The sequence below is a fragment of the Haloferula sp. genome, from assembly GCF_049672945.1.
In the GTDB taxonomy this organism is placed as follows: Bacteria; Verrucomicrobiota; Verrucomicrobiia; order Verrucomicrobiales; family Akkermansiaceae; genus Haloferula.
This window is the reverse complement of sequence record NZ_JBATWY010000042.1, coordinates 1-11,238: the sequence shown is the minus strand read 5'-3', so window position 1 is coordinate 11,238 and position 11,238 is coordinate 1. Positions and strand designations below refer to the sequence as shown.

The 11,238-nt window shown below is 61.3% G+C and carries 13 protein-coding genes; all 13 read left to right on the top strand.

Going from position 1 to position 11,238, the window contains the following annotated elements:
* Positions 1-986, top strand: a 986-nt coding sequence (locus tag WBG04_RS03835) for a radical SAM protein (protein WP_424313054.1), incomplete at its 5' end; no start/stop codon positions are given.
* Positions 987-1,069: 83 nt separating this feature from the next.
* Complete coding sequence (locus tag WBG04_RS03830) at positions 1,070-1,276, top strand: addiction module protein (protein ID WP_424313053.1); 207 nt, start codon at positions 1,070-1,072, stop codon at positions 1,274-1,276.
* On the top strand, positions 1,273-1,569 hold the full coding sequence (locus WBG04_RS03825) for a type II toxin-antitoxin system RelE/ParE family toxin (RefSeq protein WP_424313052.1): 297 nt from the start codon (positions 1,273-1,275) through the stop codon (positions 1,567-1,569). The genes WBG04_RS03830 and WBG04_RS03825 overlap by 4 nt, the downstream gene beginning before the upstream one ends.
* Positions 1,566-2,105: a hypothetical protein gene (locus WBG04_RS03820; RefSeq protein ID WP_424313051.1), complete on the top strand. Its 540-nt coding sequence runs from the start codon at positions 1,566-1,568 to the stop codon at positions 2,103-2,105. The genes WBG04_RS03825 and WBG04_RS03820 overlap by 4 nt, the downstream gene beginning before the upstream one ends.
* Before the next feature lie 149 nt (positions 2,106-2,254).
* Positions 2,255-3,511 carry an NAD(P)/FAD-dependent oxidoreductase gene (locus tag WBG04_RS03815; protein ID WP_424313050.1) on the top strand — a complete coding sequence of 419 codons (1,257 nt, stop codon included), beginning with the start codon at positions 2,255-2,257 and terminating at the stop codon, positions 3,509-3,511.
* Between the two features lie 191 nt (positions 3,512-3,702).
* Positions 3,703-5,100 carry a glycosyltransferase family 4 protein gene (locus WBG04_RS03810; RefSeq protein WP_424313049.1) on the top strand — a complete coding sequence of 466 codons (1,398 nt, stop codon included), beginning with the start codon at positions 3,703-3,705 and terminating at the stop codon, positions 5,098-5,100.
* Positions 5,101-5,131: 31 nt separating this feature from the next.
* A complete protein-coding gene (locus WBG04_RS03805) occupies positions 5,132-5,389 on the top strand; it encodes a hypothetical protein (RefSeq protein ID WP_424313048.1) in 258 nt (85 codons plus the stop codon).
* The gene (locus tag WBG04_RS03800; protein ID WP_424313047.1) at positions 5,386-5,805 is read left to right on the top strand and encodes a type II toxin-antitoxin system VapC family toxin; all 420 of its coding nucleotides are present in this window, start codon (positions 5,386-5,388) and stop codon (positions 5,803-5,805) included. Before WBG04_RS03805 ends, WBG04_RS03800 begins: the two co-directional genes overlap by 4 nt.
* A gap of 55 nt (positions 5,806-5,860) precedes the next feature.
* Positions 5,861-6,286, top strand: coding sequence for an acyl-CoA thioesterase (locus WBG04_RS03795; protein ID WP_424313046.1), 426 nt, complete (start codon positions 5,861-5,863; stop codon positions 6,284-6,286).
* A gap of 54 nt (positions 6,287-6,340) precedes the next feature.
* The gene (locus tag WBG04_RS03790) at positions 6,341-6,889 is read left to right on the top strand and encodes a hypothetical protein (protein ID WP_424313045.1); all 549 of its coding nucleotides are present in this window, start codon (positions 6,341-6,343) and stop codon (positions 6,887-6,889) included.
* Positions 6,890-7,051: 162 nt separating this feature from the next.
* On the top strand, positions 7,052-8,269 hold the full coding sequence (locus WBG04_RS03785) for a phenylacetate--CoA ligase family protein (RefSeq protein ID WP_424313044.1): 1,218 nt from the start codon (positions 7,052-7,054) through the stop codon (positions 8,267-8,269).
* A 51-nt stretch (positions 8,270-8,320) separates the two neighbouring features.
* Positions 8,321-8,998 carry an ABC transporter ATP-binding protein gene (locus WBG04_RS03780; protein ID WP_424313042.1) on the top strand — a complete coding sequence of 226 codons (678 nt, stop codon included), beginning with the start codon at positions 8,321-8,323 and terminating at the stop codon, positions 8,996-8,998.
* A gap of 104 nt (positions 8,999-9,102) precedes the next feature.
* Positions 9,103-11,238, top strand: a 2,136-nt coding sequence (locus WBG04_RS03775) for an FtsX-like permease family protein (protein ID WP_424313040.1), incomplete at its 3' end; no start/stop codon positions are given.

Sequence of the window (11,238 nt, the reverse complement as noted above, 5' to 3'; positions counted from 1 at the left end):
CCCCGAGCTACCTTTCCCCCAGCCAGCTCGTCGACCTGACCGACCGCATGAAGGCGCTGCTCCCGTGGGATGCCGCCGAGGAAATCGCCTTCGAAGCCGAACCCGGCACGCTCAATCCCAACAAGGTCAAAGCGATCAAGGACATCGGCGTCACCCGCCTTTCCCTCGGCATCGAGAACTTCGACGACCGCATCCTCGAAATCAACGGTCGCGCCCACCGCACCAAGGAAGTCTATCGCGCCTACGAACGCATCCGCGCCGAGGGCTTCGATCAGGTCAACATCGACCTCATCGCCGGCATGCTCGAAGAGACCGAGGAGAACTGGCAGATCAACATCGAGAAGACCCTCGAACTCCAGCCCGACAGCGTCACCATTTACCAAATGGAAGTGCCGTATAACACCGGCATCTACAAGGACATGAAAGCCAGCGGTAGCCTCGTCGCCCCGATCGCCGATTGGGAAACCAAACGCCGCTGGGTCAAGGAGGCCTTCGCCGCCCTCGAAGCCAACGGCTACACCATCTCCTCCGGCTACACCGCCGTGAAAGACCCCAGCCGCACCAAGTTCATCTACCGCGATTCCCTCTGGGGAGGAGCCGATCTGTTAGGCTTGGGTGTCGCCTCTTTCTCGCATGCAAAAGGCGTCCACTACCAGAACTTCACCGAGATCGACGACTACGACAAGGCCCTCGACGAAGGCCGCATGCCGATCAAGCGCGCCCTGCAGACCACTGAAGAAGAGCGCATGATCCGCGAGTTCATCCTGAAGATGAAACTCGGCAAGGTCGACGCCGGCGACTTCACCAGCAAGTTCGGCGTCGATATCCTCGACCGCTTCAAGAACCAGCTCGCCCAGATCCACGACGAAGGCCTGCTCAATGTCGAAGACGGCAAGATCCTCCTCACCCGAGACGGCCTCCTCTGCGTCGACAACCTTCTCCACGACTTCTTCCTCCCCCAACACGTCACCGACCAGATTGTCTGAACACCTGTGGCAGGAGCGACCCGCTTCGATCCGCCAAACTCCCGCTCGCATTCCCATCCAAGTCGCGGTAAATTAACACTATCATGAACCTCGCAGAAGTTTCGAAATTGTCCGGCCGCGAGAAGCTCCAACTGATGGATGCTCTCTGGGAGGACATGCGCCAGAAAGCCGACGCAGACGAGTTTCGTGAAGACCACCTTGAACTCGTTCGTCATAGATGGGCAAAAGTTGAATCAGGTGAATCGAAGATGCTCGATTGGGACGCCGTAAAGGATTCCATCGGAAGATGATTCGGATCGACCTCACACCCGAGGCTCGCAACGACCTCGCTGAAGGGTTCGTTTTCTACGAAAAGCAAGAAACGGGTGCTGGGGACTATTTTCTCATTTCGATAAAGGCCGAAATCGAAAGCCTTCGCTGGATGGCTGGCACTCACAGACAGATTGGCGGTTTTCACCGCTCGAACTGCCGGAACTTTCCCCATCTGATTTATTACCGATTCGACCGCGAAACGATCTCCGTCATCGCCGTGATCGACAACCGACGAAGTCCCGAATGGATCCGCAAACGCCTCAGCGAATGACCCCCGCACCCCACCTCCCCGCCGAGCTGGACAACATCCTCTCCCGCTCCCACCTCGCCGGTACCTCCCTCGAGTGGCTCCCAGACGAAGCCGTCCCCCATCCCTACCATCAGCTCCTCGTCCACGACCACGACATGACCTCCGAGCTCCAGCGTTTCCACGCCGATGCCATCACCCTCGAAGTCATCCATTCCGAACAAAACGACAACCGTTACCTGCGCGAAGTCACCCTCCACGCCGCCGACTGCCGCAGCCCCGTCGAATACGGGCTCATCGAGATCCTGCTCGATCATTTTCCCGCCGAGCTGCGCCCCAAGATCCTCGCCGGCGACACCCCGCTCGGGGCCATCCTCAATGCCTCCGGCCTCGCCTACCACAGCCACCCCCAAGGATTTCTCACCGTCCCCGCCGAAGCACTGAAAGAGGTTTTCCCGAAATCTCCCGGTGGCGAAATCTGCTACGGACGCTATAATCATCTGATTCGCAGTGACGACAAAGCCTGTCTCGCCCGCATCATCGAAATTCTCCCGCCTTAAGAGCACGCCACCAGCGTTCGTAGTTCCGCCTTCAGGCGGGGCGAACCGGCTAGGTGGGCCGCCTAAATGCGGAACTACAAACCACGAAGTACAACATCCCAAGCCTTGGCGAACTTTGCGTCTAGGCGTTCCATTTTCTACAAACTGCCATGCCTGACTACGACGCCATCATCATCGGAGGAGGCCCCGCCGGAACCACCAGTGCTACCCTTCTCGCGGAGAAGGGCCACAAAGTCCTGCTCTTGGAAAAAACGAAGTTCCCCCGCTACCACGTCGGCGAATCGCTCATGCCCTTCTGCTACTTCTCGCTCGAGCGTCTCGGCGTCGTCGAAAAAATGGACGAGATCGGCTACCAGCAGAAAAAGTCCGTCCAGTTCGCCACCACCGACGGAAAAATTTCCGCGCCCTTCTACTTCTTCCAACACTTCGACCACCCCGCCGCCACCACCTGGCAGGTCGAGCGTGAGAACTTCGATCTCATGCTCTTGGACAATGCCCGCGCGAAAGGCGTTGAAGTCCGCGAGAACACCACCGCCCTCGACTTCCTCAAGGACGACGATCGCGTCATCGGCGTAAAAGCCCGCACCGGCGATGAAGACGCCTTCAAAGTCCACGCCCCGATCACTCTCGACTGCACCGGCCGCGACGCCCTTTTCCAACGCAAGCATGGCTGGCGCAAGCGCGACCCCATGCTCAACAAGATCTCCATCTGGACGCTCTTCAAGGACGCCAAACGCGACCCCGGCCTCGACGAAGGCGCCACCACCATCGCCTACCTTCCCGAAGGCGGCTGGTTCTGGAACATCCCGCTGCGCAACGGCATCGTCAGCTCCGGCATCGTCGCCGAACGCGACTACCTCTACAAGGACGGCGAGACCCGCGACCCCGCCGAAATCTACGCCCGAGAAATCGAGAACAACGCCTGGATCAAGGACCACCTCGATCCCGGCGAGCAGTTCGGTGAGTACTGGATCGCCGGCGAATACAGTTACCGTGCCGAGCACTGCGCCACCGACGGCCTCGTCCTCGTCGGCGACGCCTTCGCCTTCCTCGACCCCGTCTTTTCCAGCGGTGTCTTCCTCGCCCTCAAGTCCGGCGAAATGGCCGCCGATGCCACCCACGCCGCCCTTGAAAAAGGAGACACCTCCGCCGCCTCCTTTGCCCAATACGGCGAAGACCTCTGCGGCCACATCGAGACCATGCGCAAGATCGTCTACGCCTTCTACGACAAGGACTTCAGCTTCGCGAAACTGATCCGCCAAAACCCCGAGCTCCGGCCCAAACTCACCGACGTTCTCATCGGCAACATCGACGGCAAAGACTACAGCGACCTCGCCGCTGCCATGGAAAAGCTCGCCAGCCTCCCCGAGCCCCTCACCTACGGAAGAGTCCCCGAAACGGTCTGACTCCACCGACCGTGGCATGACCGTCCCGGTCATGAACGCAAGGCTTTCTCAAACCTTGAACGCGTCGACCTCTAATGAAGGCTCCGTATCGCCCAGAAAACCATGACCGGCCCGGTCATGCCACGAATACAAGATGCTACCAAACTTTGCGTCCTTGGCGCCTTGGCGTTTCAATTCTCTAATCCTGTGTCGTGAACATCGCCATCCTCACCCCCGGCACCGGCTCCTACTACTGCGGAGCCTGCATGCGCGATAACGCCCTCGCCAAATCCCTCCACGCCGCCGGTCACGAGGTCTCGCTCCTCCCGATGTATCTCCCCCTGATGCTCGATGAGGACAAACTCCCCCAAACCGACAACCCCATCTTCTTCGGCGGCATCAACGTCTTCCTCCAGCAGAAACTCCCCAAGCTCCGCCTCCCCGCCTTCCTCCACAAGCTCCTCAACAACGCCTCCCTCCTCCGCTCCGCCGCCAAGCGCAGCCACATGACCTCCGCCCGCGAGCACGGCGCCATGGCCCTCGCCATGCTGCGTATCGAAGACAGCCCCTTCGGCCAAGAAATGGACCAGCTCATCAACTGGCTTGCCCAGGAAAAGCCCGACATCCTCGTCCTCGGCACCGCCCTCCAAGCCGGCATGATCCGCCAGCTCAAAAAGCGTCTCGACGTCAAAATCATCTGCTCCTTCCAAGGCGAAGACAGCTTCCTCGACGGCCTCCCCGAACCCTTCAAAACCGACTGCTGGAACGAACTCACCGCCCGCCTCCCCGACGCCGACCTGCTCATCGCCCCCAGCCAGTTCTACGCCGACCTCATGCGTCAGCGCCTGAACCTCCCCACCCAAAAAATCGAAGTCCTCCCCAACGGCATCAACCTCGGGAGCGCGGGTTTGCAACCCGCTTCACAACCCCAGCCCTCCTCCCCCGCGGCGCAGCCGCCAAACTCCCCACTGATCACTGATCACTCGGCACTCGGCACTCCTACGGAGCAGGCCGCACTCGGCACTGCCGCACAGCGGCCGGTCATCGGCTACCTCGCCCGCATGATCCGCGAAAAAGGCGTCCATCACCTCGTCGAAGCCTTCATCCATCTCCGCAACGAACTCAAACACCCCGACGCCCACCTCCACATCGCCGGCGCCGTCACCGCCGGTGACGAAAAACTCGTCGCCGAGCTCAAAAAGCAACTCGCCACCGCCGGCCTCACCGACCACGTCATCTGGTCACCGAACATCTCCCTAGAAGAAAAAAACAGCATCCTTTCCCGCTTCACCCTCTTCAGCGTCCCCGCCACCTACCCCGAAGCCTTCGGCCTCTACCTCATCGAAGCCCTCGCCGCCGGCCTCCCCGTCGTCCAGCCCGACGCCTCCTCCTTTCAGGAAATCATCCACCAAAGCCAAGCCGGCCACCTCGTTCCGCCGAACGACCCCAAAGCCCTCGCCGCCGCCTGGCACGAGCTCCTTCAAGATCCCGCCGAGCTCAAAATTCTCAGCCAAAACGCCCGCCGCGCCGCCACCGAATTCTACAGCGTCGAAGCCATGCGAGACCGCTTCCTCACCCTCGCCAAACCCCTCACCGGCTCAGGTAGTTGACATCTGCCAGACCAATCCTACCATTGATCCCATGACCGAGACGTTATCCATTAAGGTCAGCACACTCGAGAAAGCGAAACTTCAGCGAATCGCTGAGATCCGCGCCGTGTCAATGAGCCAGCTCATTCGGGAAGGCATTGAGATCGTTCTCAAAGGCTCCACTGATGTCGAAGGTGAGACCAAGAAGGAACAGGTCATGAAGATCCTCGAAAAGCACTGGGCGGAATCACCAGGCGGACCGGGAGATCTTTCGACTAATAGGAAACACATGGAGGATTACGGGAAGTGAACTCGCCGACTTTGGTTGATACGGGAGCCATCGTGGCGCTCATCGATCAACGTGACCGCCACCATGCATGGGCCAAAGCAAGTTTCAGGTCCCTATCGAGTGACCTCGTGACCTGCGAAGCCGTCTTATCCGAGAGTTTTCACCTCCTCCGGAAAGCTCCCAATGGCCGCGAAATCCTACGGGAATTCCTGAGGCTCGACATGCTGAAATCGGGCTTTGACCTGAACTCAGAACAGACGGCTGTCCTTGCGCTTCTGGAGAAATACCACGACACCCCCATGGACTTCGCCGACGCCTGCCTCGTCCGCATGGCCGAAACCACCCGCGACTCCAAAGTCTGGACCATCGACTCCGATTTCAAAATCTACCGTCTCAGCAATCGCCGAATCGTCCCCCTCCTCGCCCCCTGGAACTAAGCACTCATCATCCCCAGCCTTGGCGCCCTTCGCGTCTTGGCGTTTCAATTTCCTCATGTCCGCACCCGCCCACCAAATCCAACGCCTCGTCGAGTTCTACGAAACCGACATGGCCGGGATCGTCCATTTCACAAACTTCTTCCGCTTCATGGAAGCCTGCGAGCACTCCTTCCTCCGCAGCCTGAACCACGAACTCCACGGCCTCGTCGAAGGCCTCGAAACCGGTTGGCCCCGCGTCAACGCCACCTGCGACTACCGCGCCCCCGCCCGCTTCGGCGACCTCCTTACCATCAGCCTTTTCATTGAGGAAATCCGCAACCGCTCCGTCCGCTACCGCTTCGAAATTTCCAAGGAAGAAACCCTCGTCGCCGAAGGTAAACTCTCCGTCGCCCACGTCGCCATCACCGAGGAAGGCATCAAAGCCGTCCCACTCCCCGACGAGCTAAAAACCAAACTCCACTCACTGATCACTGATCACTGACCTGTCCGCCATAGCTCGAAGAGCGACGGCGGATCACTCGGCACTTCTACTCCAATGACCAAAAACATGAACTGGCTCTACTTCGCACTGATCACCGTCGCCTGCTGGGGCCTCTACGGCATCTTCCTTCACGCCGGCCAGATGGGCATGGCCGACAAGGAACTCGGACGCTACAAGGCCTTCCTCTTCGTCGGCATCGCCTACTTCCTCGTCGCCGTCCTCGCCCCCCTCGCCATCCTTCTCCTTTCCAAAAACATGAGCTGGGACATGCCCCCGAAAGGCATGTGGCTCTCCCTCTTCGCCGGCGTCCTCGGAGCCATCGGTGCCTTCTTCGTCCTCGTCGCCATGGGATCCGGCATCAAATCCGGCATGAACCCTGGCATCGTCGCCGTGCTCGTCATGTCCACCATCTTCGCCGGCGCCCCGATCATCAACGCCATCGTCGGCATCGCCATGCACCCCCCCAAAGGCGGCTTCTCCGCCATCCCGATCCCCTTCTACATCGGCATCCTCATGGCCGCCGCCGGTGGCTTCATGGCCACCAAGTTCAAACCCGCCCCCGCCGCCCCGGCAAAACCACCGGTCGTGCAAACGGACCGTTAGAGTCGCTCAAGCATTGGGGAACAGGGGACAGGATTCAGGGGTCAGAAAGACATCCAAACCACCGCCGCAGCCCTCTACCCTTCCGCCTTTCTGCCTTTCTGACCACTGCCCCCTGAATCCTGTCCCCCAAAGCCCGAACTACCTCCCCGGTCCACCGCACCCATGCCCGACCCACTCACCCAGCTCAACGAACTCCTCGCCACCATCCTCCCGGCGAACCGTTTCTACGCGGAAAAACTCAGCGGCCTGCCCACTCACTTCAAAACCCTCACCGACTTCACCGCCACCGTCCCCTTCACCACCAAGGACGAACTCGCCGCCGACCACGAATCCCACCCACCCTACGGCACCACCCACAGCTTCCCGCTCGAAACCTACCACCGCTATCACCAGACCAGCGGCACCCGCGGCAAGCCGCTCATCTGGCTCGATGATTCCAAAAACTGGACCTGGATCCTCGACAACTGGGAATGGGTCTGGCGCGGCTCCGGCGTCGAATCAGGCGACACCGCCTTCTTCCCCTTCTCCTTCGGCCCCTTTCTCGGCTTCTGGGCCGGCTTCGAAGCCGCCACACGCATGGGCGTCCGCGCCGTCCCCGGCGGCGGACTTTCCTCCGAAGACCGCCTCCATCTCCTCAAACGCAGCCAATCCCGCATCCTCTGCTGCACCCCGACCTACGCCCTGCGCCTCGCCGAAGTCGGCCTGAAGATCGGCCTCCCCGTCGCCACCCTCGGCGTCCGCACCATCGTCGTCTGCGGCGAACCCGGCGGCAGCATCCCCGAAGTCCGACGCGCCATCGAATCCACCTGGCAGGCCCGCGTCTTCGACCACCACGGCATGACCGAGATCGGCCCCGTATCCGTCAGCTCCATGGACGAACCTGACCTGCTTCTTCTACGACACTCATCGTACTTCTGCGAAGTCATCGACCCCGAAAACGGAAACAGCATCACACCCGGCAGCGGTCAGACCGGTGAACTCGTCCTCACCACCCTCGGCCGCCACGGCTCACCGCTCATCCGCTACCGCACCGGCGACCTCGTCAAACCCGTCCCGCACGGCGATCACTTCGCCCTCGACGGCGGCGTCCTGTCCCGCTGCGACGACATGGTCGTCATCCGCGGCATCAACATCCATCCCAGCGCCATCGACGCCATCGTCCGCAGCTTCCCCGAGATCGGCGAATACCAGGTCGAGATCGACCAACGCCCTTCCCTCTCCGAACTCAGTCTCCGAGTCGAAGCCAGCGAAGAAACCGCCGCCGACCTCGCCCACAAACTCCGCTCCACCTTCACCTTGCGCATCCCCGTCACCGCGGTCCCTTCCCACACCCTCCCCACCTTCGAAGTCAAAGCCAAGCGCTGGCACATCATCCAATGATCATCTGCCTTGGCCTTAAAACCGAACACTGAAACCCAGCAAACTTTCCTGATGATCTCCGCCAAACAGATTTCCAAATCCTACCAAACCCCCGGCGAGACCGTCGAAGTCCTCAAGGACCTCACCCTCGAACTCGCAGACGGCGAAGCCGCCTCCATCGTCGGCCCCTCCGGCTGTGGCAAAACCACCCTCCTCAACCTCCTCGGTGCCCTCGATCGCCCGACCTCCGGTTCGATCACGATCGGCGATCAGGACATCGCCACCTTCACCGAAGAACAAGCCACCCACTTCCGCAACCACTCGCTCGGCTTCGTCTTCCAGCAACACTATCTCCTCCCCCAACTCACCGTCCTCGAGAACGTCCTCGTCCCGCGGCTCGCCGGCGACTGGCAGGAGTCCGAAAAAGAAACCCAGGACCGCGCCCGCGAGCTCCTAACAAAAGTCGGCCTCGAACACCGACTCACCCACCTCCCCTGGCAACTCTCCGGCGGCGAAAAACTCCGCACCGCCGTCGCCCGCGCCCTCGTCAACCAGCCCAAGCTCGTCCTTGCCGACGAACCCACCGGCTCGCTCGACCCCGCCTCCACCGACACCATCGCCGACCTCCTGTTAGATCTAAACCGCGACCAGAAAGTCACCCTCCTCGTCGTCACCCACAACCAAGCCCTCGCCCAACGCATCGGCCGCACCCTCGAGGTCCGCGACGGCCAGCTCCAAGAGTCGCAATAGCTCTCTCAATCTTCGGTGTCCCAAGCACCACTCAAGCTGGGTTCTTCCACTTCACACTGATCACTCGGCACTTGCCACTGCCGCGCAGCGGCCACCACCCGACCATGACAGCCCTCACCTTCATCCTCCGCGGACTCAAGCACCACCGCACCAGCTACCTCGGCGTCCTGCTCGGCTCCGCGCTCGGCACCATGGTGCTGCTCGGCGCCCTCTTCGCCGGCGACTCCGTCAAATCCACCCTCCTCAAGATCGCCGACCAACGCACCGGCAAAACCCAGCAGATCCTCGCCGGTGGCGAAAACCTCTTCCGCGCGCAACTCGCCGCCGACATCAGCGACACCGCCGCGCCCGTCCTCCAGCTTCGCGGCCAGGTCAGCGAACCCAGCGGCCGCTCCACCGGCCAGGTCGACCTCCTCGGCATCAACTCCCGCTTCTGGTCCTTCGCTCCAACAAACATGGAGCCAGTTCCTCTCACCAAAGACAACTGGGCCATCAACCAACAACTCGCCAGCACGCTCGACCTCTCCTCAGGCGACACCATCATCCTCCGCCTGCGCAAACCCGGCCTCGTCGCCGGCGACGCTCCGCTTGCAGAGAACGATGACGAACTCATCACTCTTCGCGGCAGCGTCTCCCGCATTCTAACAGACGACGAGATGGGCCGCTTCAGCCTGGCCGCCACTCAACTCCCAGCCCCCAAGGTTTTTCTCCCGATCAACACGCTCTCCGAGGCCATTGAGCACCCTGACCGCGCGAACCTCATCCTCGCCCGTGACGCCACTGACCCCGATACCTTCCAAGCCAAAGTCAAAGCAAGCGTCCAAATCGCCGACTACGGCCTCTCCCTAAAGGACATCCCCCTCGCCGACGCCACCGAGATCCGCACCGAGCGCATCTTTCTCAGCCCCGCCATCGCCGCAAAAATCCAAAGCGCCTTCCCCGACGCCAAACCCACTCTCACCTACCTCGTCAACACCCTCGCCGCCAACGATCGCGAAACCCCCTACTCGATGGTCACCGGTGCCGACCCAACCCTCGCCCCCTTCCTCCCCGACGACCTCAAGGACAATGAAATCGTCCTCAACTCCTGGGAAGCCGATGACCTCGCCGCCAAACCCGGCGACACCGTCAAGCTGAGCTACTATGTTCTTGGTAAAAACAACGTCCTCACTGAAGAGCACGCCGACTTCACCGTTCGCGCCATCGTTCCGCTCGAAGGCCTCGTCGCCGACAAGCTCTGGACCCCCGACTTCCCCGGCATCGCCGAAGCTGAAACCAACGCCGACTGGGAAAGCGGACTCCCGCTCGACACCACCCGCATCCGCGACAAGGACGAAACCTACTGGGACGACCACCGCGCCACCCCGAAAGCCTTCATCACCCACAGCGCCGCCGCCAAACTCTGGCAAAACCGCTGGGGCAGCAGCACCGCCCTGCGCATCCCTACTTCTTCCTTATCAACCCCGCCTCCCACCAACGCGGCGCAGCCGCCTGACTCTCCACTGATCACTGATCACTCGGCACTCGGCACTCCCGCGCAGCGGGCTCTACTTTCCACTGCCACCCTGACGCCTTCCGACGCCGGCCTTCACATCCAAGACATCGCCGCCGAAGCCAACCGCGCCGCGTCCTCTCCCGTCGACATCGCCAGCCTCTTCCTGAGCATGTCCTTCTTCCTCATCGTTGCCGCCGTCGCCCTCACCGCGATGCTCTTCCGCTTCAACATCGAGCAACGCAACACCGAATCCGGCCTATTGACCGCCGTCGGCATCCCCGCCAAAACCATCCTCCGCTGGCGCCTTGCCGAAGGACTCGTCATCATCACCCTCGGCTCCCTTCTTGGAGCCGCCCTCGCCTTCGCCTACACCCGCGGCCTGCTGCTTTTCCTCGAAAAAATCTGGAACACCGGCGGCGGACGCCTCTTCGATTTCCACGCCTCGCCCGCTTCCATCATCGGCGGCATCATCGGTTTCATCATCCTGATGATGACCACCATCTGGTTCGTCACCCGCAAGCAATCCAAGCGCAGCGCCTCCCTCCGCCTCACCTCCGGCAGCGAGGAAATACCACCTGTTAGAAAATCAAACCGAGCCCGCCTGATCGCCATCATTTCTGGAATCATCGGCCTCGGCTCCCTAGCTGCCTCCAAACAACTTGGCCCCTCCGCCGCCTTCTTCCTCTCCGGCTTCGCCTTCCTCATCGCCGGCCTCTCAATATGGAGAGCGAGTTTGCAACTCGCT

Excerpts from the sequence above, each read along its gene's own strand:
- WBG04_RS03830 (WP_424313053.1), top strand. The coding sequence starts at position 1,070 with ATGAACCTCGCAGAAGTTTCGAAATTGTCCGGCCGCGAGAAGCTCCAA.
- WBG04_RS03795 (WP_424313046.1), top strand. The coding sequence starts at position 5,861 with ATGTCCGCACCCGCCCACCAAATCCAACGCCTCGTCGAGTTCTACGAA.
- WBG04_RS03790 (WP_424313045.1), top strand. The coding sequence starts at position 6,341 with ATGACCAAAAACATGAACTGGCTCTACTTCGCACTGATCACCGTCGCC.
- WBG04_RS03780 (WP_424313042.1), top strand. The coding sequence starts at position 8,321 with ATGATCTCCGCCAAACAGATTTCCAAATCCTACCAAACCCCCGGCGAG.
- WBG04_RS03785 (WP_424313044.1), top strand. The coding sequence starts at position 7,052 with ATGCCCGACCCACTCACCCAGCTCAACGAACTCCTCGCCACCATCCTC.
- WBG04_RS03825 (WP_424313052.1), top strand. The coding sequence starts at position 1,273 with ATGATTCGGATCGACCTCACACCCGAGGCTCGCAACGACCTCGCTGAA.
- WBG04_RS03815 (WP_424313050.1), top strand. The coding sequence starts at position 2,255 with ATGCCTGACTACGACGCCATCATCATCGGAGGAGGCCCCGCCGGAACC.
- WBG04_RS03805 (WP_424313048.1), top strand. The coding sequence starts at position 5,132 with ATGACCGAGACGTTATCCATTAAGGTCAGCACACTCGAGAAAGCGAAA.
- WBG04_RS03820 (WP_424313051.1), top strand. The coding sequence starts at position 1,566 with ATGACCCCCGCACCCCACCTCCCCGCCGAGCTGGACAACATCCTCTCC.